General features: G+C 66.3%; 25 protein-coding genes. 1 reads left to right on the forward strand and 24 read right to left on the reverse strand.

Annotated features, from left to right (window positions below; all coding sequences use genetic code 11):
- The first annotated feature begins 103 nt into the window (after positions 1 to 103).
- A complete protein-coding gene (locus FHX72_RS04375) occupies positions 104 to 1,462 on the forward strand; it encodes an oligosaccharide flippase family protein (RefSeq protein ID WP_183623192.1) in 1,359 nt (452 codons plus the stop codon).
- A gap of 6 nt (positions 1,463 to 1,468) precedes the next feature.
- On the opposite strand, the gene FHX72_RS04380 is transcribed toward FHX72_RS04375, so the two are convergent.
- The 24 genes from FHX72_RS04380 to FHX72_RS19885 all read right to left on the reverse strand — a co-directional run bounded on the left by FHX72_RS04380 (position 1,469) and on the right by FHX72_RS19885 (position 21,211).
- Positions 1,469 to 3,526, reverse strand: coding sequence for a hypothetical protein (locus FHX72_RS04380; RefSeq protein ID WP_183623194.1), 2,058 nt, complete (start codon positions 3,524 to 3,526; stop codon positions 1,469 to 1,471).
- A gap of 9 nt (positions 3,527 to 3,535) precedes the next feature.
- Positions 3,536 to 4,000 carry a hypothetical protein gene (locus tag FHX72_RS04385; RefSeq protein WP_183623196.1) on the reverse strand — a complete coding sequence of 155 codons (465 nt, stop codon included), beginning with the start codon at positions 3,998 to 4,000 and terminating at the stop codon, positions 3,536 to 3,538.
- A gap of 9 nt (positions 4,001 to 4,009) precedes the next feature.
- A complete protein-coding gene (locus FHX72_RS04390) occupies positions 4,010 to 4,633 on the reverse strand; it encodes a hypothetical protein (RefSeq protein ID WP_183623198.1) in 624 nt (207 codons plus the stop codon).
- Positions 4,634 to 4,645: 12 nt separating this feature from the next.
- On the reverse strand, positions 4,646 to 5,710 hold the full coding sequence (locus FHX72_RS04395; RefSeq protein WP_183623200.1) for a hypothetical protein: 1,065 nt from the start codon (positions 5,708 to 5,710) through the stop codon (positions 4,646 to 4,648).
- Between the two features lie 65 nt (positions 5,711 to 5,775).
- On the reverse strand, positions 5,776 to 6,585 hold the full coding sequence (locus FHX72_RS04400; RefSeq protein WP_183623202.1) for a hypothetical protein: 810 nt from the start codon (positions 6,583 to 6,585) through the stop codon (positions 5,776 to 5,778).
- Positions 6,582 to 9,563, reverse strand: coding sequence for a phage tail tape measure protein (locus FHX72_RS04405; RefSeq protein WP_183623204.1), 2,982 nt, complete (start codon positions 9,561 to 9,563; stop codon positions 6,582 to 6,584). The genes FHX72_RS04400 and FHX72_RS04405 overlap by 4 nt, the downstream gene beginning before the upstream one ends.
- A 20-nt stretch (positions 9,564 to 9,583) precedes the next feature.
- Positions 9,584 to 9,955 (reverse strand): hypothetical protein, encoded by a 372-nt coding sequence (locus FHX72_RS04410; protein ID WP_183623206.1) that lies wholly within the window; start codon positions 9,953 to 9,955, stop codon positions 9,584 to 9,586.
- Positions 9,956 to 9,981: 26 nt separating this feature from the next.
- Complete coding sequence (locus FHX72_RS04415) at positions 9,982 to 10,557, reverse strand: hypothetical protein (protein ID WP_183623208.1); 576 nt, start codon at positions 10,555 to 10,557, stop codon at positions 9,982 to 9,984.
- 82 nt (positions 10,558 to 10,639) lie between these two features.
- Positions 10,640 to 11,149: a phage tail tube protein gene (locus FHX72_RS04420; protein WP_183623210.1), complete on the reverse strand. Its 510-nt coding sequence runs from the start codon at positions 11,147 to 11,149 to the stop codon at positions 10,640 to 10,642.
- 5 nt (positions 11,150 to 11,154) lie between these two features.
- The gene (locus FHX72_RS04425; protein ID WP_183623212.1) at positions 11,155 to 11,424 is read right to left on the reverse strand and encodes a hypothetical protein; all 270 of its coding nucleotides are present in this window, start codon (positions 11,422 to 11,424) and stop codon (positions 11,155 to 11,157) included.
- 11 nt (positions 11,425 to 11,435) lie between these two features.
- Positions 11,436 to 11,837 (reverse strand): hypothetical protein, encoded by a 402-nt coding sequence (locus tag FHX72_RS04430; protein ID WP_183623214.1) that lies wholly within the window; start codon positions 11,835 to 11,837, stop codon positions 11,436 to 11,438.
- Entirely contained in the window at positions 11,834 to 12,238 is a 405-nt protein-coding gene (locus tag FHX72_RS04435) for a hypothetical protein (RefSeq protein ID WP_183623216.1), read from the reverse strand. The genes FHX72_RS04430 and FHX72_RS04435 overlap by 4 nt, the downstream gene beginning before the upstream one ends.
- The gene (locus tag FHX72_RS04440; protein WP_183623218.1) at positions 12,235 to 12,630 is read right to left on the reverse strand and encodes a DUF6093 family protein; all 396 of its coding nucleotides are present in this window, start codon (positions 12,628 to 12,630) and stop codon (positions 12,235 to 12,237) included. The genes FHX72_RS04435 and FHX72_RS04440 overlap by 4 nt, the downstream gene beginning before the upstream one ends.
- A 9-nt stretch (positions 12,631 to 12,639) precedes the next feature.
- Positions 12,640 to 13,104 (reverse strand): hypothetical protein, encoded by a 465-nt coding sequence (locus FHX72_RS04445; RefSeq protein ID WP_183623220.1) that lies wholly within the window; start codon positions 13,102 to 13,104, stop codon positions 12,640 to 12,642.
- Complete coding sequence (locus FHX72_RS04450; protein WP_183623221.1) at positions 13,104 to 14,006, reverse strand: major capsid protein; 903 nt, start codon at positions 14,004 to 14,006, stop codon at positions 13,104 to 13,106. Before FHX72_RS04450 ends, FHX72_RS04445 begins: the two co-directional genes overlap by 1 nt.
- A gap of 73 nt (positions 14,007 to 14,079) precedes the next feature.
- On the reverse strand, positions 14,080 to 14,601 hold the full coding sequence (locus FHX72_RS04455) for a hypothetical protein (RefSeq protein WP_183623223.1): 522 nt from the start codon (positions 14,599 to 14,601) through the stop codon (positions 14,080 to 14,082).
- A gap of 46 nt (positions 14,602 to 14,647) precedes the next feature.
- Positions 14,648 to 15,484 carry a VG15 protein gene (locus FHX72_RS04460; RefSeq protein WP_183623225.1) on the reverse strand — a complete coding sequence of 279 codons (837 nt, stop codon included), beginning with the start codon at positions 15,482 to 15,484 and terminating at the stop codon, positions 14,648 to 14,650.
- Positions 15,468 to 16,790 carry a phage portal protein gene (locus FHX72_RS04465; RefSeq protein WP_183623227.1) on the reverse strand — a complete coding sequence of 441 codons (1,323 nt, stop codon included), beginning with the start codon at positions 16,788 to 16,790 and terminating at the stop codon, positions 15,468 to 15,470. The genes FHX72_RS04460 and FHX72_RS04465 overlap by 17 nt, the downstream gene beginning before the upstream one ends.
- Entirely contained in the window at positions 16,784 to 18,553 is a 1,770-nt protein-coding gene (locus FHX72_RS04470) for a terminase (RefSeq protein WP_183623229.1), read from the reverse strand. The genes FHX72_RS04465 and FHX72_RS04470 overlap by 7 nt, the downstream gene beginning before the upstream one ends.
- Positions 18,537 to 18,896 (reverse strand): hypothetical protein, encoded by a 360-nt coding sequence (locus FHX72_RS04475; protein WP_183623231.1) that lies wholly within the window; start codon positions 18,894 to 18,896, stop codon positions 18,537 to 18,539. Before FHX72_RS04475 ends, FHX72_RS04470 begins: the two co-directional genes overlap by 17 nt.
- Positions 18,897 to 18,936: 40 nt before the next feature.
- Positions 18,937 to 19,518 carry a bifunctional DNA primase/polymerase gene (locus tag FHX72_RS04480; protein ID WP_183623233.1) on the reverse strand — a complete coding sequence of 194 codons (582 nt, stop codon included), beginning with the start codon at positions 19,516 to 19,518 and terminating at the stop codon, positions 18,937 to 18,939.
- Positions 19,519 to 20,135: 617 nt separating this feature from the next.
- On the reverse strand, positions 20,136 to 20,342 hold the full coding sequence (locus FHX72_RS04485) for a hypothetical protein (RefSeq protein WP_183623235.1): 207 nt from the start codon (positions 20,340 to 20,342) through the stop codon (positions 20,136 to 20,138).
- Positions 20,343 to 20,531: 189 nt separating this feature from the next.
- Positions 20,532 to 20,960, reverse strand: coding sequence for an HNH endonuclease signature motif containing protein (locus tag FHX72_RS04490; protein ID WP_338110072.1), 429 nt, complete (start codon positions 20,958 to 20,960; stop codon positions 20,532 to 20,534).
- The gene (locus FHX72_RS19885; protein WP_420892890.1) at positions 20,957 to 21,211 is read right to left on the reverse strand and encodes an NUMOD4 domain-containing protein; all 255 of its coding nucleotides are present in this window, start codon (positions 21,209 to 21,211) and stop codon (positions 20,957 to 20,959) included. Before FHX72_RS19885 ends, FHX72_RS04490 begins: the two co-directional genes overlap by 4 nt.
- Positions 21,212 to 21,255 lie beyond the last annotated feature (44 nt).

Raw genomic sequence — 21,255 nt, forward strand, 5'->3', positions numbered from 1 at the left:
AGCGGGCGCCGTTCTGGGCGTGGTTGCTTCTCGCCTTCTCCCGGGATCGTGGCTGCCGCGCGCACAACACCAGCGTGTCGGGGTGGAACGAAGGCACCTGCGGATGCCGCAACAGAATGCACCTGCGCTGACCGTGGGAGCGAAGCAGAACACCCCCGTGAAGCGCGACTTCACGCCGTACGCGACCCGCATCAAGTCAGCTGTCTTCGGGAACGCGTTCCCTCCCCTCGCCGCGCTCGCCTCCCAGCCGATCCTCGCTCAGGCTCTCGGCGCGGACGGTCGAGGACTCGCAGCGGCAGCAGTCGCACCCCTACTCCTCGCGACGTCCGCAGCGACTCTCGGGCTACCCGAAGCTGTCACGCACGCGGTAGCTCGCAACCGCAGCAGCATGAACTCAGCCATGCTCCGCGCGTCGATCGCCACGCTCCTTTCAGCCATCGTCGCGATCGGAGTGATCGTCGCGTCCAGCGAATGGCTAAGCGCCGGCAACGGTGACCTGTCGCAGCTCATCGTCCTCGTCGCGTTCGCGCTCATCCCTACAGTGCTTGTGGGCGTCGCACGCGGGGCCGCTTCGGGCCTGCACGAATGGCGGATGGTCGCGACCGAACGTGCCGTGAACTCCGGGGCTCGCCTTGCAGCGCTCCTCGTGCTGATGCTCACCGGTCACCTGACCGTGACCACGGCGGCGTTGACGCTCGCGCTCACCCCAGTCGTCGGTGGTCTCACCTACCTCGTGATCTGGAAGCGTGCGAAGCAACTCCCGGAACCTCCCGCGCGCGTGAAAGCGACCCTGCCTGAGCTCCTCAGCTTCGGTCTGCGCGTGTGGATCGGGGCCATCAGCGGCATCCTGCTCATGCGCCTCGACCAGACCCTGATGAACCCCCTCGCGGGAGCCATCGAGCTCGGCTTCTACGTGGTGGCCGTCGCCGTCAGCGAAGTACCGCTCATCGTCAACGGCGCGATCCGCGACGTCACGTTCGCCTCCGAATCAGCAGGCTTCGATCGGCGACGCGTCGAACGCGCATCGCGCGTCTCGACCATCGCCGCGTTCTTCATCGCACTGACAATTGCGGCCAGCATGTGGCTCTGGCTGCCCATCCTCTTCGGAGAAGAGTTCAGCCCCGCCATCCCCGTGGCCCTCATCCTGCTCGCAGCAGTCGTACTCGGCAATCCGGGATCGGTTGCCGGCGCAGGGCTGAGCGCGCTCGGCCGACCAGGCCTGCGAAGCATCTCACTGCTCATCGCCTGCCTGGTCAACCTCGCGATCATGATCGCCCTCGTCCCGACACTCGGCGCCATGGGGGCCGCGATTGCGACCCTCGTCGGCAACCTCATCTCCTCGAACCTCAACATCATCTTCCTGCGGAAGATCGGCGGAACCGGACTCCTGGACTTCTACAAGTTCGCCCCGCGGGACGTCAAGGACATGGTGCGAGCCTTCGCCAAGCGAGGCCGCAAGTAGCAGCCGCTACGAGGGGACTCGATACGCAACCCGCGCCGTGGTCGTTGACGACGACACCAGCGTCCCGAAAGTCGCTGGGAGCGCGCCGCTCACACCCGTCACGACCACGGTCGCGCCGTTAAGAGCACCAGTTGCCGTCTGAGCAGGAACTCCCATGGACATGCCTGGTGCGCCAACGAGAGCGACGTTTGCCGCCCCTTGGACGACGTAGCAGAGCCAGTAGTCACCGGCCACGAGGCGCAGCGGCGCAGCGAGAGCGACGGTCTTCTCTCCCTCGGACGTGACCGCAACAGACCCGGCATCCACGAGTCTCGCGCCCGGGGCCCCGGCATCGTCAGCGTAGACGCCGAGCCGAACAGAACCGCCGGGCTGGGCAGTGATGACCGACACGGCCAAGTCTGAAATGACAGTGAGAGCTTCGAACGATACGGGGATAGCGTGCAGATTGTTGAGATTCGTGCGCGCAGGCTCGGTCGCAGATGCGTTCGGGACGGAGTACCAGCGATTGCGGCGCCGCGGGTTACGCATTCCTCGCACCACAACGTCCCGAGACGCAAGCATGACGACAGGCACGTCAACACTCCGTGTCGACGTGATTAGCGCCTCGTCGACGTTGAACACACCGGATGCGCCTGTCTCAACAGTGACTCCGTTAGTCACCCCCGACATGACAGGCGCAGAACCGAGGACGTGACCCTTCGTGTTCGTCGCGTAGCGAATGCCACGGACGCCTCCCGTGCCGCGGTTTGTGACCTGCAGCACGCCGATGTTGGAGGCGTTGCCATAGACCTCGATAAGACGCACGAACGAGGAGTACTCGTTGGTGCCGTAAGTGACTGATGCTGTCCCGATTGTCCATCCCGCCGAGAGCGACATGGCTCTGAGCTCGCCCATCGGAATAGTGTCGGCCAAATCGATGATCACACGCGTAGCTGTCGGCGCACTTCGATCAACCCCGCCCGGGTCCTCGGACGCAACCTCAGTGCGCACCGCATCTGTGTAGTACCAAGACTCATCTGGACGTTGGTAGCCACCTGTCAGCGCAGTGCCGATCACGTCGCCAAGGTTCGCCGGCGAACGGCTACTGCTGAGCGCTAGAACACCTGCGCATCGTGTCGCTTCCATACGATTGCTCTTTAGGCCGGAGCTGCCTTTATGGAGAAACGCAATCCCTCCGATCCCATCGAAGGCCTTTCCGTCGACGGTGCAGTCCGTGGAACTGACCGCGTGCCATGTGCCGTATACGAGGTGAGCGGGTTCCTCTGATCCGGAGGTCGTTTCGTAGCTGCCCTCGACGTTGGCGACCATGCCCGACTGTCCGAAGTAGACGAGCCCGAAGTCGACCTTGGCGACTTTCAGGTCGAAGCGGTTGCCGGAAGCTCTTGTTGCTCCGAGGATGCCTGCTCTGGCGCCGTTCCGGAACCCCGAGTACTCGCCTGTGAAGTGGCCGTTACTCGCGTACGTCAGGACTCCTGAATACGCGGCGCGCGCGGGGGCGCCGTAGACATTTCCTGCCGGGTACTCAGCTGCAGTGGGGCGTGCTGGTCCGCCAGGGACGCCGGCGGGCGTGTACGCGTGGCGGACGTGCACCGTGACGCTGTTGGAGGCTTCCGGTACGTACCAAAGCGGCCGGTTAGGTTGCGCTGGCGCATGACGGAAGTCCGCGTCGGACGCGTCCACGGTCATGCCTGCTGGAAGCGTGATTGACTCTTCGCACCGCCATGGCAGGGAAGGGTCCGATGCCAGTAGGGGCGGAACCCGCAGCCGCTTGATTCCTCGCGCGTGCGCGTCGTTGACCGCCGCCTGCAGATGCGCGTGGTGAGGCCCGAAGGTGTCCGCCGGCTCTGACACAGTGAGAGACGCGGTCGCGTTCTCGACGGCCGTGCGCGTGGGCAGAACGTTCGCGCCGTCCTCGCCCTTTCGACCGCGAGCAGGTCCTAGGGCTTTCTTCGTGACAACGCCAAGGCGGACCTCTTCGATGACCCAGTGGTCGCCTTCGATGTCGGGATTCTGAACCCCGTTGCCCATGAGGCCCTTGTCGTTCCAGAGCAGTCGCTTGCCCATGCTTCTCTCCTAGTAGATGAGGAACACGTCGCCCGTGCCCGTTCGAGTACCGTCGTCGGGATCGCCGGGAGCGGCGTGCCGCCAGTAGCCCTTGTAGCCGGACGGCTCAGGGTCTTCGAGCTGCGTGAGGATCGTCCACGGGCCGAGCTCGACGTCCGGGAATGTCGAGATGTCGCCGCCGCCGAACGGGACGGGGAACTCGAAGTCGACGAAATACTGGGCGGCGAACTTCCCGTCCTCGCGGAAGTGCTTCACAAGGGGCCGGTACTTGCGAGGGGGGACCACGCCTGCGGTGACTTCGAGTTGCGCGCTCCACGCTGCTCCAGTAAGCGCTGCTCGCACATGTTCCGCCGTGAGCAGCTGACCTCCTCGACGGCCGGTGCCGGTGGGGACGAACCACAACTCCGGCCTGAGCCCCGCAGGGATCGCAACGCCACCGAAGCTGGTGAGCGTGCCGGTGACTGTTACTGCCAAAGTGGCCTCCTATGATCCTGGGTTGAACGGGCCCGTACCGCCACCGCTCAAGTAGTTCTCGATGTGCTGGACCTTGCCTTCAAGGAAGGACACCTTGCCGACGAGCGTGCTGATGATCGACCCGTAGTCGGGCATGCCACCGACGGTGGACTGCAACGCACCGAGTGCGCCCTGCAAGCTGCTGACTCCCGACTGAACGCCGGACATCTGCGATTGCAACGTGCTGATTTGGCCGGAATGCCCCGTCGCGATGCCGGCAAGGTATCCAATGGACCCGGCCTGCGACGAGAGTTCCGAGCCGTGCGCAGCGAGGGTCGCCGCGTGCAGGTTCTTCTGCTCGTTCAGGTAATTGATGCTGCCGAGTTGCGACGCGAGATCGGTGGTGTGCCCCTCGAGGGTGGCCTTGTGGATCGCGGCGACGGCAGCAGCTGAGGTGACGGCCCCGTCGTACTGGTAGCCGAGGCCCACCGTTTCGCCGATCATCCCGACGGTGCCGACGAGGGCGCCGCCGTTCATGATCTTGATGCCGCCCTCTTTGATGACGACGTTGCGCAGGTCGCGGTTCCAGAGGACCCACAGCATTTCCTGCACTTCGTCCCACGCGTTCGAGGAGATGTACGCCTCAGCGGGCATCAGGCCTCCTCGTCACGCCGGTAGGGGGATCGAGTCGACGTCCACGAAGTCGGAGCCGACGCGGTACTTCACGCCCGTCACGTACCAAGTGGACGTCGGCGGCAACCCTCGGGATGTCGCGGTGCGCAGCGTGAGCCGCGCGCCCGGGTCGAGGACAGGGTCCGTGCCGTCACGCCGCAACCGAACCCTGATGGGCAGGGACGCGGCCGGTCGTTGGTGCGCGGTCAGGTAGGCGAGGCCACGTTCGAACGCGAGCTCGTCCGTGAGCGCATCGTCGCGGAGCGCGTCGTCGAGGAAGAACCCGTCGTACCCGCCGCCGTCGTCGGCGAGGTCACCCTCGACGACCTGCGCGATGATCTTGCCCTCACCGATGCCGTCGGCCTGGACCATGAGGCCCGTGCTCTGCTCCTCGCCGTCCTCCTCATAGTCTCCGACGATGACGGGACAGTCGGGGGCGTCGAGGTCGAAATCGAACGTGCCCCGGTCGAGGCGGGGAGCGCCGATGCGGCGGTCGAAGAGGATCAGCCCCGGCTCTTCCCACGTCGGCTTCAAATGCCAGTTGGGGCCGTCGGGCATGCGCTCGTACCTGGTGAGGGCATGCTCGAGTTTCGTCATCTTCGCGCGCTCGAGCACATCCGAGAACGACCCGGCCTGGTTGATACCAGGTGTGAGTCGCAGGTCCCAGCGTTCGCGGCCACGGTTCGCGCCGAGGTCGATGAGCTGCGACACGGCATGCCGGAGTGACTTGTTCGTGATCGTCACCGTCGACATGGGCGTGCCGTACTCGCCCACATAGTGCGGGAAGCGCTGCGAGAACAGGCTTCGCACCTCCTTGCACTGCACAACCCACGCCTCGAGGTCCTCACTCCACCGGCGTTTCTTGATGAGGCCCGTGTATTCGATGCGGGACTCGGTGCCTTGTGTCACGAACCGCGAGTTGGGAGTCGTGAGGTCCCGGCCCTGCTCGTACGTGAAGTCCATGGCCGTGCGGCCGATCGGGAACGTGAACGTGCCCGCGCCGACTTTCGAGAACGACTCCTCAGCGGTGCCCCCGTCGAGGGGGAACACTTCCTGCATGACGCGGTGAGTGGACGCGCGAGCGATCCAATGGCGTTCGTGGCCCACCCGTCCCCCCCCTCTGGTTAGTACGAGTCGGCGTAGGTGATCGTCGCGGACGCCGACCCCACGCCGGGGTACTCGAGGCGCAGCTTCGACACCCCACTGCGGGGAATCTGGAACGGCGTGCCCGAGTGGACGGCACCCCACCGCACAACCCCACCCCAACGCACCTGGGCGCGCTTGAAGTCGAGCGTGTGCGGGGACGTGAGGGCGGCACCGATGCGCCAATACCCGAGGGTTTCGTCGGTCGCGCTGAGCAACCGCAACGCGTACCCGTTGGGCGTGGATGACGCGGCAGTGACGACCATGGACGGCCACGCGGGGAGGCTCCCCCAGTTGTCCAACTCCACCGTCGCGCCGACCGGCACGGGCACGTTGCGGTGCTCCTTGCCGTAGCGGACAGCGTCGGGAGCGATGAACGACATGAGGACGTTCGCGCGCGGCTGGTAGTGCAGCTGGTCGAAGTCGACCTCGTCGAGGACCGCATCGACCCAGCGTTGCTCGCCGGGTTTGTCGACGATCAGCCGGCACTCCTCGCCCTCGGTGAGGAAGCCGGTGACTTCCTCATCGAGGGCGTCCATCTCGAACTGCGTGGCCGTCGACGCGATCGCCTCGAGGGTGATCTTCTGCCCATCCCGGTGGCGCTTCCCGAGGATGTCGCCGTGCTGGAACGGGCGGGACGTGGCGTTGCCGCGCATCTTGCGGCGACTCCACCCGGTGAAGCCGCCGGCGCGGATGCCGAGCCCGTGCTTGGAGCCGCCGTACGTGGCGCCCGTGAAGAGCGTCAGCCTGGCACCGTCGGCGCGTTCGATGTGCACGGCGAAGTCGTTCATCTCCAAGATGAGGCCTCCGCTTCTTCCCGCAGGAATCGCTTGAACTCGTCGAACATGTCGCGCACGTCGAACAGTTGGTTGCCGTCCTGGACGTTCATGGATGCGTGCATCTGCCGAGCGTCCGTGTACGCGGATTGCGCGTACGACGGTGACGAGTAGGACACGTTCGACTGCGACGCGACCTGCGACCAGTCCCCGTATGGGTCGCCGCCGTTCGCGAGGCCACGGAACGCGCCCTGGCGTGCAAGCTCACGCATCCGGTACATGGCCGGCTGACCGCCAACCATGTCGACCTCGTTGGCCGTCCACACGTGCTCGCCGTGGGCGAGCATGAACGGCTTCGAGTCGACACCCTTCGGGCCGGGCGCGATGATCTCGCCACCACCCGCCTTGCCCGTCATGCCGTTCGAGGAGCGAATCTCCTGCGTCCCGGACTCCGAGTTCGTGTAGATCGTGATCGTGCGGCCGTTGTTCGCGTTGATGAACGTGTCGATCGTGGCCTGCGCGCCCACCGTGTCGGACGAGATGCGCGTCATGACGCTGTCGGGGATCTGCCCGAGCAAGTGGTTGTAGCCGTCGACACCAGCCGCGGCTTCCGCTGCGGTGTTGTAGATCTGCGTCGCAACTTCGTCGGGAACGCCGACGAGCTGGTCGGCGTAGGCCTTCGCCTGCTCTTCCGACAGCCCCATCTGCACGCCGAGGTTGTAGACCTCGTTCCACCCGTTCTGCAGGGCGGTTTGCATCTCCTCCGCGCTGCCCGTGGTCTCCCACAGGTCGGCGGCGTAGTCACGCGTGGACTGGCCCACGTCCATGAGCGACTGCATGGCCTCCCGGCCAGCCTCCGACTGCAGGTTCAGCTCACCCGTCATGCCATCGACGAGCGTCTGCCCCTCCTCGAGCTTCTCGTTCAGCCCCTCGAGGCCTTCCTTCGCTTGCTCGACGGACGCGTAGTAGTCCATCTCCGCGTTGAGGGAGTCGTAGAGGATGCTGTTGTAGTTCGACAGTTCCTCGGCGAGTCCAGCGATGGCGCCTGCCGCGTCCTCTGCGTTGGTCGCCTGCCCCGTCAGCGCTTCCGAATAGTCGGCGACGACTTCCGCGCCGTCCTGCATCGCGAAGTCGACCAGGTTCAACTTCTCCTGATGCGTGTCGAGCGCTCCGTCGACGAGGCCGAGGCCAGCCGACTGCTCGAGCAGCGCGTCCCGGTATGCGGGCATCGTGTCGAGGAGCGTCACTAGCTGATCCCGCGACAGGCCAGCCTCTTCGGCCATACCTTGGAACATCTCGGCACCCGCTTCGGGGTCGAGGTTCGCGAACTCGGCGCCGAGGTCCTTGAGAACCATCGACGCGCCGCGCATCTCCGCCGTTCCCCAGTCCACGTTCCCCTGTGCAGCGGAGATCGCGTCGAGCGTGCCCGGGAGGTCCTTGAGCTGCTCGACACCCTTGCCCATGTCGACGTCCGCGCCGGAGATGAACTCGAGGAGGTCACCGAACACGCCCTTGGAGCGCTTGGAGGCGGCCTCGAAGAGGTCCATGTTGCCGGTGGAGTTCTTCATCGCGGCCGACATTTCGTCGGCGCTGAGTTGCGCGTCGGAGAGGTTCGTCGCGAAGATCGCCACGGCGGACGCGGCGGCGAGGATGCCCCACGTGACGGGGTTCGTGAACACGGCCGCGACCGCAGCCTTGACGGTGGTCGCCGTGACCCCGAGGGACACGAGCGCGGCCTGCGTGGCGGCGATCTGCGGGATGATGAGGAGCCCCGCGCCACCCACGAGCAGGATGCCACCCGCGAGGGCCGCAGAAGTGAAGATGAGGCCCTGCATGACCGGGTCAGCGTCACCAACAGCGTTCACCACTTCGGTGATGGCCTGCACAACCTCACGGAGCGGCCCCTGCGCGCCAGACCCGATACGGATCATCGCGGTTTCCCACGCCCCACCGAGCTCCTCAACGTCGCCACCGAGGTTGTCGAGTCGAGCGGCCGCGACCTCCGCCGCGTACCCGGAGTCGTCGACCTTCGTGATCCAGTCGTTGATGCCGTCTTCGCCTTCGGCGTAGAGGACGTTCGCGGCGCGGATCGCGTCCTGGCCGAAGATGATCGCCATGGCGGCGTCACGGGCGGCCGGGGTGAGGCCTTCCATGCTGCCCTGCAGCTGACCGGCGAGGCCGGCCATGCCGATGAACTCGCCCTGCGAGTCGCGCGTCTTGATGCCGAGCTCTTCGAGCTTCGCCGCCGCTTCCCCTGTCGGGTTCGTGAGCCGCATGAGCATCGTGCGGAACGAGGTGCCGGCGTCTGAACCGAGGAGGCCAGCGCCAGCGAACGCGGTCAGCGAGCCGACCGTCTCCTCCACGGAGAGGCCCATCTGGGAGGCGACAAGACCGGACTGGTTGAGCGCCTGGCCGAGGTCAGCGACCCCGCCCTGCGCCTTCCCAGCACCAGCGGCGAGGAGGTCAGCGACGTGAGTGGCTTCGTCTCCCGCGAGCTTGAACTGCGACAGGGTCGTCGCGGTCTGCTCAGCCGCGTCCGCGACGGACAGCTGACCGGCAGCCGCGAGATCCAGCGCACCGGACAGGCCGCCGCCGAGGATGTCGGCGGTCGCGAGTCCAGCCTTGCCGAGCTCCTCGATGCCGCCGGCCGCTTCGGTCGCGGTGAACGACGTCGCCTGGCCCGCTTCGAGGGCAGCGTCACGGAGGACGCCCATCTGCTCGACGGGCGCCATCGTCGCGGACTGCACGGACGACATGGCCGTCTCGAACTGGGAGGCCGCAACAACTGAGGCGGTCACGAACCCGGTGAACACGGCACCGAACCCGGTGAGGACGCCGCCGAGCTGGTTCATGGCCTGCTCTTGCGTCATCAGCCGGTCGCCGAGCGCCGCCTGGGCCGACTCGAGGTCGAGGGTCGCCTGATGCGCGGACTTCGCGCCGGCCAGGTAGCCGGCGTTGTTCATCCCGAGGGTGACGAGCACACTCTTGCCCATGAGGCCCCCTCGCTATGCAGTTATCTGGGGACTTTCGCCACCGTGAAGATGAGGCCCGCCCGCGCTTTGCGCTTCGTCTCTTCGGGCAGGTCCTTGTACTCGCCCTTGGTGAAGGCCTCGTCGACGTCAGCGCGCGCCGACTCGAGCGCCTTCATGGCGTAGTTGGTGCTGGTCGACACCTGCCACTCGAACGAGCCGTAGCCGTTCTCGGGGTCGCCTTCGGGGTCCATCTCGTCGGCAAACTTGTAGCCGCGGGGTGAGTAGCTGGCCTGGAGCTCGCGGGCCGCGTGCATCAGCTGCAGGTCCTCGCGGGAGAACTCCGACTCGCCGTCCTCGGGTACCCAACCCCAGAGGACGCGGGGCGAGCGTCCGAGGTCGATGGCGAGGAGCACGTCGCGGCGCAGGAGCGGGTCGGCCTCTAGCCTTTTTTTGCCGCTGCGTACCCGCCGACGTAGACCGTCTCGTTGAGTTCGATCTGAGCAAGCACGAGCGATGTGAGATCGCCGGAAGAGAGGTTCTGGAACACCTCGGCCCAAACCTCCGCTGAGGGCTTCTCTGTGGTCTCGTGGCCGTCCTCGTCGCGTTCCACCTCGAGGGCGGTGAGCTCGAGCGCGGCTTTGGTGCTCGCGATCGCGTTGAGGCCGTACTGGCGATCGAGCGTGTTCCAGGAGTCCTTGTCCTCGGGGAGCGGGTTGCGGGCCTTGACCGCTCGCCACTCGTGGTCGGGGACCTCGACGACGCGGATCACGACGAACTCGTCGCGAATCGTCGCGAGGAACTCCTCGAGGCGTGTGCTGGCTTCCTGGTAGGCGTGCAGCGCGAACCGGGGGTCGCCGTCGAAGCCTTCCTCCGTGCTCGCCTGGTAGGCCTTCTGTGCCGTGAGGGCGGCGTGCGCGAGCCGCTTCTGCTCGCCGAGGAGCTCTCGGTCGAAGAGGACATCGACGTCCTTGTGTTCGCGGGTCGCGGCCTTGGCTTTCTCGCTGAGCTTGCTCATGTCTGTGTCTCCCATCGGTTCCCATCGGGGGTGGTGCTCGGGGCGGGCGGATGGGAGACGCCCGCCCCGAGGTTCTGTGTGGCTAGGCCGTCGCGGTGATGTCCTTAAGGACTTCGGAGCGGTAGCCGTAGGTGACGACCTTGGATCGGATCGCGTTGGTGTGAGGGGACTTGACCTTCGTCTTGACCTCGACTGGGTGGATATCCCACTCGTCGGTCGCGGCGATTTCCTGGTTGTGCGGGACCGCGTCGCGGACTGCGAGGAATCCCTCGGCGCCCTCGAGGAGGAGTGGATCCGCGACGGGTTCGGGGCCTCCGTAGACGATCGTGGACACGGCCGTGTCGGTCGCGAGGCCCTTCTCTTCGCGCCGCTGCGGGAACGTGAGTCGGTCGTCGGGGATCATCTCGAAGCCCGGTGTCGCGACGAATCCATCGGGGACGTGGCTGTAGGTGATGTCGACGGAAGTCTCGTCCTCGAGTTCAGCCTTGGTGGGCTTCATGTCTGCGGACGCGATCCCGTCGGCAGGAATCCAGAGGATGAGGAGGTTCCCGAGGCCCCTGACGGCCTTCTCGGGAGGGGTCTTCGTGATCATGCGGCTTACCTTTCGGTGTCGGGCCGCACGGGCGGCTCGTCTTCGGGCTCGACGGGTGTCGAGTCCACGGATGCGTTCGGCTCAGCTGCTGACAGCGCGTGGCGGCCGGCGTCGAGCACGGTGTCTGTGGCGTCAAGCGCGTCAGCGTTGCGCTGATGCTCCGCCGGTTCGCCCTCGAAGGGCTTGAAGAACTGCGGAAGGTCCGTCAGGTACGAGGCCGGGACCTCGATCGGGCGCCCTTCCGGGCCTTCGGCGATTGCGGTGTCCTGGCTCATGGGAGCGGCTCCTAGCTGGGTTCTGAGGTGAATCGGTAGAGGGTGAGCACGACCCACACCGTGGGGCGCGTGTCGTCGTCGGGGAAGGTCTCGGTCGGACCTCGTTCGATCTGCGAGCAGACGCGGCCTTCGACGTCGAGTTCGATGCCGAACTTCATCGGCGCGGGCCGCAGCCGCTCGTCGACTTCCTCGGCGTGCCACATGGCCTGCGCGAGGTCGGTCCCGGTGCACCGCACGGCAAACAGCAGCTGCTCTGCCGAGTAGGGTCCGGTCATGCGTGTCTGCTCGTCCTCCGGGATGGCGGGACTGATCAGCACGTGCGGGGCGGGTTTCTTGGTGCGTCCGATGTCGACTCGGTCCGCGAGCGCGTCGGTGGCGATGGCGGCCTTGAAGGCGTCGAGTTCGCGCTTCATCGGAGCAGGTCTTCGAGCGTTTGCGCGGCCGCGATCTCGATGCCGCGGACGAAGTCGTCTTCGTTCGCTTCGAGTGCGGTCTCGAGGTGCGCGAAGGGTGGGTTGTTGCGTGAGCCGTACTCGAAGAGGTTGCCGAGTGGGCCCTGCCGGCGTTCCTTGTCGGGGCCGATCTCCCATGCGATGTCATTGACCCGGTCAATAGTTTCGTACCCGATCGCGTGCGGGTACGCGCTTGCAGAGCCACTGGTGAAGTCGCTCTGCGCTAGCGCCTTCGACTCGTCCTTGACGCGGCGAGCCGTGACTGTGCCGGCCTTCTTGAGGTTCACGCGGGACACGGCGTCGAAGTTCTCGAAGCTCGCGGCGAGGCGTTGCACCTGCGAGTTGTCGAAGGTGGACGTCACACGATCACCTCCGTGGTGCGGAACTTGCGGGCTGTGATCTGTGAGCCGCCATACGGCTCGTTGATGCGGAACTTCCGACCGACGAGGCTGCCGTCGTAGACGGACGTCTCGACCGTGAACTCGTCACCCGGACGCACATCGAGGACACTCGGCGGGAGGTGCAGCACGGGGTCCGTGATGACCACGAGACGGCCCTGGCTGTCGCGAGCGTCAGCCTCAGCCGTCGGCGCCTTCACGCGAGCCGAACCGGTGTAGACCGTGACCAGGGCCTCCTCGTACAGGCCCGTCGCCTCGTTCCACACCTTCTCGCCCTCGCGAGCGAGCGTCCCCGTCTCCGTACGAAGCCGCGCCGCGTGCTTGCGTCCACGACTCAACAGACCTCGAACCGACATCGCCGCCCCCTACCCGCCCGGATACCACGGGATCGGCTGACCATCCGGCGTCGGCACCAAGCCCGACACCGTCGGAGCAGGACGACGCGTCGTCGCCACCACGCCCAGGCCACCGTGCTTACGCGTCGCGGTCAGCGCCTCGAGCGTGCGAATCTCCGTCGCCGTGAGATACGCGCCGGCCTCCTGGACCTTGAACGACTCCGAGTGATCGTCGAGCGACCCCTGAGTCAGCGCCTCACGGTTGTCGTAGATCCGCGATGCACAGTAGACCGTGACCATCTCGACATCGTCCGGACGGTTCGCGAGGAGCCCTCCGGCCTCATCGAGCCAGGTCTTGCCCGTCACGTTGCGGACGAGGACGGACGCCGCACGAAGACACCGAAGTGCCCGCTTGGCGTCCGCCTCCTCCGAGATGTCCTCCCCGATCCATTCGGCGAGGTCGGTGACCGTTGCGAGTGGAGTCGGGGAGGCCATTACTCCTCCACGCCGACGGAGACCGCGAACTTCGCCTCGAGCGTCGTGGCACCGTAGAAGGTGTCGACGATCGACTGGTCCTCGAGCTGCAGTGGGTTGTAGTGCTGGATCCAGCGCAGCGCGAACCCACCCTCAGACGCCGTACCCGAGAATGCGGCACCCTTCGGAGGCGCTGAGGGGCGCGTCACGAACGCGAACGCGTCCTTGTGGTAGGCGATGCCGAACGTCTCCGGGAGCGCCGGGTCAGCGACGATGTCGAAGCCGAACAGGCGACCGATGGTCGCGTTGCGCAGCGTCTCGGTCGTGCCCGACTCGTTCGCCTTCTGGAGGAGCTCGTCGCTCAGCGCGGCGGCCTCACCCGCCGAGCCGACGGCGAACGTACGGCCCGTGGTCGGGACCTTGCGGTCGTTGAGGACGCGACGGGTCTGGATGAGCACCTGACGGAAGTTGGAACCGTCCGGGAGGATGTCCGGGATGACTGCCTCGGTAGCCCCCGCGCGCTGGATTGCCTGCATGCGAGTCACCAGGGGCAGCGCGAGGCCATCCACGACCGACTCAGCCTGAGGCCTGAGGACCTGCTTCGTCATGTCCGTGAGACGGAACGTGGCGAAGTCGTCGGGAAGTCGAACGGCGTTGTAGATCTGATCCTCGAGCGTGACCGGGACCCACTTCTGGTTCAGCTCGTTGAACTGGATGGCCTCGCGCGCATCGCGCTTGGCCTTGGTGTAGACCTTCGCCTCACCCGCAGTGATGGGGGCGAGGACGTTGACGGTCTGGCCGCGACCGGCGACGAACTCCGTGGAGAAGTCCTGACGCACCGTGCGGGGCAGGTTGCTGAGGTGGCGGAGAGCGGCAATGGTCCCCTTCGCCGCCTCCTCAGGCTTGAACAGCAGATGTGCCATGCGGCACCTCCAATGGATATAAAGACGAAACGCGCCACCCGTTGGTGACGCGGTCGAGCAGAGTTGGAAACGCCTACTTGAAGATGTCGGCCGCGAACTTGTCGAGGTCGCCGACGACCGAGTCGTCGGCGGCATCGTTACCGCCACCGCCGCGGAGCTTCACCTTGGGCTGGTTCGTCGGGGGCGTGCGGCCCTGAGTGAGCTCGAGCAGCTGCTCGGCATCCTCCAGGAGCGCTTCCTTCGTGTCGCCGACGAGGCGCTTGGCGAGGTTCGCGGGGAGTCCGGTGTCCAGAGCGACCTGCAGTCGAAGGTTCTCCGCCTCCAGGGCGGTGACCTTCTCGCTGCTGCCCTCGGAGTCCTTGGCCTTCGCCTCGGCTTCCTTGGCGCGCTTGCGGAGCGTGGCGGCTTCGGAGTTGAGCTTGCGGATCTTCTCCTGGACCTTGGACAGGTCGGTCGCTTCCGCGCCGTCCTGCTTGTCGCCCTTGGCGTCGTCGCTCTCGGTGCCCTCGGCCTGCTCCTGGCTGGCGTCCTGCTCCTCGATGTCGGCGTCGTCGTTGCCGGTGCTGTCGTTCTGGTTCTCGTTGCCTGTTTCCATGATGTGTTGCCCTCCCGGGGCGGTTCAGGGCGCCGCCAGGGCGCCGTTAGACCTCACCGTCGGTGAGGAAGTCGAGGTTCTTGTTGCGCACGACTGGGGAGTCCTTGAAGACACCGTTCGCGCGCATCAGCGGCAGGATGTTCTTCTCCGTGCGCGGCAGTCCCAGCGCATCCACCTGAGCGGCGGCCCGCTGGTACTCGTCGATCGCGTACAGCTCGGACTCGTTCGGGATCCAAGCCCCGTAGACGATCTCGGCGGTGCATCCGCAGTGCCCGTGGTAGCGCAGGCCCTCGCCTCCGCCACGAGTCGGACGCATCACGTCCCCAGCGGTCGAGGCTTGCGTCCCGTAGATCGGGCCCCGGGAGGCGAGCATCGCGCAGAACGTGCACGGGTTGCCGTCGGTGACTCGACGCCAGCCGACCGCGCGCTGATCGGAGCGGGCGGTCTCATCGACTGTGCGGCGTCCCCCGGCCATCGTGGCGCGGCGGACGATGCCGCCGTACTTCGTGACGGCAGCCGCGTGCGCCTCCGGCCCGGTGACGCCCTTATTGATGAGTGCCTTCACCCGGTTCGGCCCGTTGATGAGGAGCATCGCGCGGACTTCCTCGGCGTCGAAGTCGGCGCCGGCCGGAATCACCGGCCTTCCGACCTCGGCGCGCTGGTACTCCTCGAGGTACGCCGCGGCCAGCGACACCGAGGCATCGTGCTGACGCTCGGCGACGACGAGATTCGCAGCCATCCACATCGGGACGGATGCGTCGATATCGTCGACGTCGAGGCGCGGCCAGAGCGCCCGAGCCGCGACTTCTGCTCGGGCCCCGACTCGAATCTGCGCGAGGCGGTGCGCATCGGTGAGTGCCCGCCCGTCAGCCGTTCGTGCCATTGGACTGCTCGATGAGCGTCCGCGCGAGCTGCTCGTCCGCGCTCGGGTGCTTCTCCCGGTACTCCATCCAGGACTTCGCTTCCTCCGCGGTGACGGAGGGGATGCGGTCCCAGAGCAGCTCGGGCGGGATCTTGAGCATCGTCGCGAGCTTGCCGAGCGCGTCCCCGGCCTGAGCCATGGACCGCGATTCGAGATCCGCCCAGGAGACCACGAGCGAGAAGTCGTTCGCGTCCCGCGAGCGCCCCTCGATGTGCGCGGCGAGGCGAAGAACCTGAGCGTGGGAGTCCCCGAAGCCAACCTTCCGTTCGCCCGCCTTGAGGTCCAGCATCGAGCGGGCCTCGGCCAGTGTGTCTGCCCCCAGGTTCGCGAGGTTCCCGGTGAGGGCATGCGCGGGGGTTTGGCTGATCGCGGCGAGGTCCATGATGTCGGACTCGTGGGCGGCGTTGAATCCCTCCATCGAGGTCTCGTCGAGGGTGTCGAACTGGACGCCATCGCCGCCGGTGAGGATGTCCTCGTTGCTCAGCTTGAGCTTCTCCGCGGCGCGCTCGTCGTCGGTCATGTCATCGAGATCGAGTCCGGTGGCAGTGCGGACCTTCCACGAGTTGAAGTGCTGCACGGCCAGTCGGTCGTACACCGTCTTGTTGATGCGGCGAGCGTTCTTGATGAACGGTTCCACCTCGCCGACCGTGCGGGCCTCGAGGTCGATCGAGTTCGAGTAGCGGATGAGCGGGGCAACGCCGGCGCCGTGCTCCTCGCGCGTCACGTAGACGAGGCTCCCGTTCTGCTCTCGCACGAGGGTGTGCACGTATACGTCGTCGGTGAGCGTGTACCCGTTGCTGCTGGTCTTCTTGAGGTAGTAGGCCGGGTAGTCGTCGACGATGGGGTCCGCGTACACGGCGTAGACGTTGCGCGGCGAGTGGTTGCGGATGACCGCGCCAGTGTCGCCGGGGAGCACTTCGGAGTACGCGTACCCGAAGGTGAGCGCGGCGCGGTGCAGCGCGCGCTGCCGCGAGTGGCAGCGGTTGCGCTGCCACGGCAGCCAGATCTTCGAGATGTCCTCGACCTCGCTGGAACGGACGAGCTCCGCGACCAGCTGCTGCGCCACCGTTGTCACGACGAGACCTAGCCATGGCGAGTCCGCGATGTCCTTCAGCTCCCGGTGCTCCTTCGACGAGCGGACCGCGATGTCGTTCTCCGGCTTCCACCGCGACCACTCGTCGATCACGTCGAGACGGATCTTCTCCGTCTCGAAAGCCGGAAGCAGCACGTCCTGAGCGAGCTCCAACGTGCCGGAACCAGTCACCACAGCTGACCACCTCGCTTCTTTTTCGTGTTGAGGATGCGGCGACGCACCATGCGGGCGCCGACCATGCAGACAGCGAGGTCGATCTTGCGTTTCGATTCGCGGTGCTCTTTGCCGATGGACACGTACCCGGCGACCGGGTAGCGGCGAGCGTTGAGGATGTGCCGGCGCAAGCGCGCGTCACCGTCGAAGGTGAACGCGCCGTCCTTCATCTCCTGCAGCGTCACGCCGACGGCCTCCGCGAACGCGACCGTGTTGGACCTGTCAGCCATGTCGAACATGACCGCGTGCCCCGTGCCGGTCTTGCGAGACCCGGACGCCCAGATGCGCAGCCTCGTCTTGTAGAGACGGTGCCACTTGTCGAACAGAGGCATCCAGTAGGACGACGCCGACTCGTCCTCAAGCGAGTGCGACGGGTCCCCGAAGAACCCGACGACCCGGTAGGTCGAGAACGTGGCTTCCACCGCCTCGTCGACCCGCTCGCGCGGCACGACCCAGCCGTCGCCGCGCTTCCCGGGAGGGCGCTGCCACATGTCGATCGTGAAGACGTGTCCGTCCGACATGCGCACGCCCACGAGGCCGGTCGCGTCGTCCGACTTCGAGCAATCGAGGAACATGACGATCTCTTCGCCGGGCTCCACGACCTTGTCGGGCGCCTTCAGCGGGTCGAGCTCGTCCGTGTCCGTCCACGCATCCTCGGCCGCGCGCACCTGGTTGTACCACTTGCGGCGCGACTCGGATGGCGTGTTCAGGGGGTTGGCGATCGACTTCGCGATTCGGCCGGCAGCGTCGAGCCAGATGGCGTCGCCGCGGACTGCCTTGACGACGTCGACGACGGCATCGACCGTGAGCGGAGCTTTCGGCGGGGCCTCGAGGGAGTCGTACATGAGGCCGTAGTCCACGAACTCGGGACTCGAGCCCTGCGTGGATTCCCACGCCTCACGCGTGCGCTGACCGACGGAATCCTCGCCCGGCCGGTACGCGTTGCAGAGATCCAGCATGCGAGCAGGAGAGTCGACCTCGGCCTTCGCCGCGTTGCCCTCGATCGCGCCGGCCATGTCGTGCCCGGAGTTCGACGAGTTCCAGTTCTGCGTCTCGTTGCGCACGATCAGCGTCGGGCGGCCGCCCTCGATCGCCATCGGCGAGGAGGTGACCGCTTCGATCTGTCTGGTGTCGTTGAGACCCCACACGTTTCGCTTGCCGATCTGGATCCCGTAGTGCGCCTGAGCTTCGCGCGACACGAGCGACGGGAACAGCTTCATCGTGTTCTGCGTCTGCGTGATCGACACCGCAACGATCTGCACCCACGCGGTCGGCTGCTCGCGCCCTACAGCGCGGTCACCGTCGAAGTGGTCGAAGACGACCTCGCCGAACATGGCCGCGATGGATAGGCACGCGGCGACGGGGTCCTTGCCCCAGCCCTTCAGCCGCTGCAGCACGGCCGAGTGGTAGAGGAAGGTGCCCGTCTCGTCGACGGCGAAGTACCAGAGGATGAACCGGGTCTGCTCCGGGGTGAACTGCCACGGGTGACCCTTGCGGTCGCGGAGCCAGTGCCCACACCACGCGAGGATGCGCCAGCCCAGAGAGTGCTGCGGCAACACCCATCCGTTCGACCACTGCCATGTCGGCCCGAGCTTGATGGGCTCCCACTGAAGATCGGCCGGCGGGAATGCCCGCTCGAGCTGGCCCTCGTACCAAGTGATGATCTGCTGGAACTCGTCCTCGGCAGTCGTGAGCAGCGTCAGGCTGCTACGACGCCTGGCCATGTGCACTCCAGCGGTTCTGCGCGGCGCTGCGCTGCTGGTTCGCGGGCGAGGCGTCTGTGTCCGGGAGCTTCAGCCCGCGCAAGATGGTCGCGAGCGTCGCGCGGTGCTGGCGCAGCTCGCTGACGAGCGGGTGCGGGACGAGCTGGCCCATCGAGCCCCTGACGGTGAGCGTCTCCGTCTTGAGTTCTTTCTCCATGCGGTCGATGAGGTCGACCTCGAAGCACGCGGCCTTGAGCACGACGAGCTCGTCCTGACGAAGCTCGTACGCCTCGAGGGTCTCGGTCCACAGTCGCTTGCCGCCGACCTTGAGGCCGACAGGCTTGGGCGCGGTCGTTCCCGCCATGGTGTGCCTCCTGGGCGCTCGAAGCGCCACCGGGGCGCGCCTACTTGCTCGGCACCACCAGAGGAGCCAGAGTCCGAGGCGCTGAACCATGCCGTTGCCCGGTCACCACGATGTAGCGACCGCGCGAGTACACCTCGACGTTGCGTCCGTCCCGGATCTTGCGGCCCGGTGCCTCCTCGAGGAGGCCGAAGACGTGCAGGCCCGTACCGGAGACGCTGACCTCGACGTAGGTGCTTGGGTTCGCGTCGAGGATGCGCTGAGCCCAGGGGGCGACGACGTCGCCGTCGAGGCAGTGGTCGAGGTCGATGCAACCGATGCCGAGGCCGAGGACGAACCCAACACCAGATCCGGTCGTCGCGCCGGCCGCATCAGCGTGCGATGACCACGTCGATGCGTCGGTGGAGGACGCCGCGGAGCCATCGAGACGCAGCGGCACCTTCGTCACCTTGCCGCGTCGCAGCACCGGCTTCCACCGCACCCAGCGGGGCTGCTCGGTGAGCTCGGCGGGGAGTTTTGCACGGTTTCTGTGGTGGTAGACGCGGCATTTCGTGGTGCAGAACTTGGCGTCGGCGCGGACGGTGACCATCGTGGTCCCGCATTCGGCGCAGCGCTTCGTCTCCATGCCCCGATTCTAGCACCTGTTACGGATAATCCCCGTGATCATGCGGAAGTAGCGCACTCGTCGGAAACGCGCCCGCAGATGCGAGCACAGGATCTGCCAGCGACTTCGAGACCCGCGAGAGGGGCGAAACCGCCTCAGAATCGATCCTCGAGGCCCTTAGAAGGGGCCTGAAAAACGCAGAGAAAGCGCATGCAGTTCGAGAATTGCTATCCGACGGTTTCGCGATCCGCCGCCGAGGGGGTACCCCCCCTGGGTCCGGCGGTGCGAGCTCGGAGCGGCCCTCGATCGGGTCGACGTCGACGAGCTCGAGCATCATCTTAGCCTGCCTGGATGCCCCTCAGCAGGCCTGCGACGTAGTGCCGCAGCCTCACGGTTGCGGGCCGCAGTCTCGCGCGCTGTCTTCGCCTTGTGGCAGGGCTCCGACAACCACTGCAGGTTCGCGAGTGAGTGGTCGTCGCCTGCCCTGATGTGATCCGCGTCCGACCCGCGGCCGTTGCATTCCGGCTCGTGCTGCTTGGCTTGACATCTGCCTCGCGCTCGAGCTTTGACCTGGGCGCGGATGGTGGTCCAGTTGGCGGGCAGTCGCTGGCGTCTGGTGCTGCCTGCCCATGCCATAGCTACTCGATGCCGAGGTGCTTGTTGAGTTCGGCTGCCTGCTCGTCGGTGAGTGGCGGGGTGACGGTGAAGCTGAGGTGCTTGGTGAACGTGTTGGTGTAGGCGAGGCCTTGAAGGGTGACGTCGGGGTTGAGGCCGGCGACTTCGCGGGCGTAGGCCTCGAGGGTCTTGGCGGTATCGCCGTTGGCCTCGGTCTGGATGGTCGCCATGGTTGCACCTTCTCGGTATCAGGATTCTGGGATGCCTGCATGCCATCTGGATTCTCAGATGGTGCGGCGGAAGTTGTCGCGCTCTTCTCGTGCCCGGGGCGCGTGACCGGATACACACCCCATAGCTGGGGCTGCACGTGTTGTTCCCGATGCCTGGGCCGGGACAGCTGGCTGGCGATCGGTGTAGCGCTATGCCGCCCGGTCTACTCGGATCGTGCGGCCGGACACGACGCTCAGCCATGCGGCGTCGATGATGGCCTGCGAGATCGGGAGCCGGTGCTGCCGGGCATACCGACGCGCTTTCACGCATGCCCGGCACGTGCGCATGACGCCTTGGGTGGTGTCGGTCAACTGCGAGTTGATGTCCACCAGCGGATGCCCTCGCTTGCAGTTGCCCGTGACGCGCTTACGGATGGCTTCGAGCCACACGCCGTGTTCGAGGCGGTCCGCGCAGTTGGCGGCCTGTGTGTCCCAGCGGAGGTTCGACAAGCTGTTGTGAGTGCGATCGCCGTCCGAGTGGCAGGTCACGGCCGCGTCTGGCGCTGGCCCCACGAAGGCGAGCAAGACCAGGCGATGGACCGCGAACGTCTTCGACCGCCCGTCTCGGCTCAGGCTCACTTGCAAGTAGCCCGTCTGCGAGTTCTGGACCCCACGGGATACCTTCCCCGGAGCGTTTTCCCGTGGGGTGTGGTCCGTGGCAGTGATCTGACTCGACCTTCGTCGCTGACGTCGTATGACCCCTCGTATTCGACGACCGGTCTCCAAGTTTCGCGATTACCCTTGTCCATGTCGAACTCCTCAACGGTTCGTCCATAGCCCCGGCGGATGACAGTCCGCGCGGGGCTTTCTCCTGAGCACCACGTCGACATTGACGCAGGACGCAAAGAAGCCCTGGCCGATTGGCCAGGGCTTC

This window comes from Pseudoclavibacter helvolus (assembly GCF_014191305.1).
Classification (GTDB): Bacteria; Actinomycetota; Actinomycetes; order Actinomycetales; family Microbacteriaceae; genus Pseudoclavibacter; species Pseudoclavibacter helvolus.

Coding starts and splice junctions, on each gene's coding strand:
- FHX72_RS04395 (WP_183623200.1), bottom strand. CDS start 5,710: ATGCAGGAAGTGTTCCCCCTCGACGGGGGCACCGCTGAGGAGTCGTTC.
- FHX72_RS04440 (WP_183623218.1), bottom strand. CDS start 12,630: ATGTCGGTTCGAGGTCTGTTGAGTCGTGGACGCAAGCACGCGGCGCGG.
- FHX72_RS04425 (WP_183623212.1), bottom strand. CDS start 11,424: ATGAGCCAGGACACCGCAATCGCCGAAGGCCCGGAAGGGCGCCCGATC.
- FHX72_RS04375 (WP_183623192.1), top strand. CDS start 104: ATGCCGCAACAGAATGCACCTGCGCTGACCGTGGGAGCGAAGCAGAAC.
- FHX72_RS04470 (WP_183623229.1), bottom strand. CDS start 18,553: ATGGCCAGGCGTCGTAGCAGCCTGACGCTGCTCACGACTGCCGAGGAC.
- FHX72_RS04380 (WP_183623194.1), bottom strand. CDS start 3,526: ATGGGCAAGCGACTGCTCTGGAACGACAAGGGCCTCATGGGCAACGGG.
- FHX72_RS04455 (WP_183623223.1), bottom strand. CDS start 14,601: ATGGAAACAGGCAACGAGAACCAGAACGACAGCACCGGCAACGACGAC.
- FHX72_RS04405 (WP_183623204.1), bottom strand. CDS start 9,563: ATGGGCAAGAGTGTGCTCGTCACCCTCGGGATGAACAACGCCGGCTAC.
- FHX72_RS04415 (WP_183623208.1), bottom strand. CDS start 10,557: ATGAGCAAGCTCAGCGAGAAAGCCAAGGCCGCGACCCGCGAACACAAG.
- FHX72_RS04445 (WP_183623220.1), bottom strand. CDS start 13,104: ATGGCCTCCCCGACTCCACTCGCAACGGTCACCGACCTCGCCGAATGG.
- FHX72_RS19885 (WP_420892890.1), bottom strand. CDS start 21,211: ATGTCGACGTGGTGCTCAGGAGAAAGCCCCGCGCGGACTGTCATCCGC.
- FHX72_RS04400 (WP_183623202.1), bottom strand. CDS start 6,585: ATGAACGACTTCGCCGTGCACATCGAACGCGCCGACGGTGCCAGGCTG.
- FHX72_RS04390 (WP_183623198.1), bottom strand. CDS start 4,633: ATGCCCGCTGAGGCGTACATCTCCTCGAACGCGTGGGACGAAGTGCAG.
- FHX72_RS04480 (WP_183623233.1), bottom strand. CDS start 19,518: ATGGAGACGAAGCGCTGCGCCGAATGCGGGACCACGATGGTCACCGTC.
- FHX72_RS04450 (WP_183623221.1), bottom strand. CDS start 14,006: ATGGCACATCTGCTGTTCAAGCCTGAGGAGGCGGCGAAGGGGACCATT.
- FHX72_RS04420 (WP_183623210.1), bottom strand. CDS start 11,149: ATGATCACGAAGACCCCTCCCGAGAAGGCCGTCAGGGGCCTCGGGAAC.
- FHX72_RS04460 (WP_183623225.1), bottom strand. CDS start 15,484: ATGGCACGAACGGCTGACGGGCGGGCACTCACCGATGCGCACCGCCTC.
- FHX72_RS04475 (WP_183623231.1), bottom strand. CDS start 18,896: ATGGCGGGAACGACCGCGCCCAAGCCTGTCGGCCTCAAGGTCGGCGGC.
- FHX72_RS04485 (WP_183623235.1), bottom strand. CDS start 20,342: ATGGCGACCATCCAGACCGAGGCCAACGGCGATACCGCCAAGACCCTC.
- FHX72_RS04430 (WP_183623214.1), bottom strand. CDS start 11,837: ATGAAGCGCGAACTCGACGCCTTCAAGGCCGCCATCGCCACCGACGCG.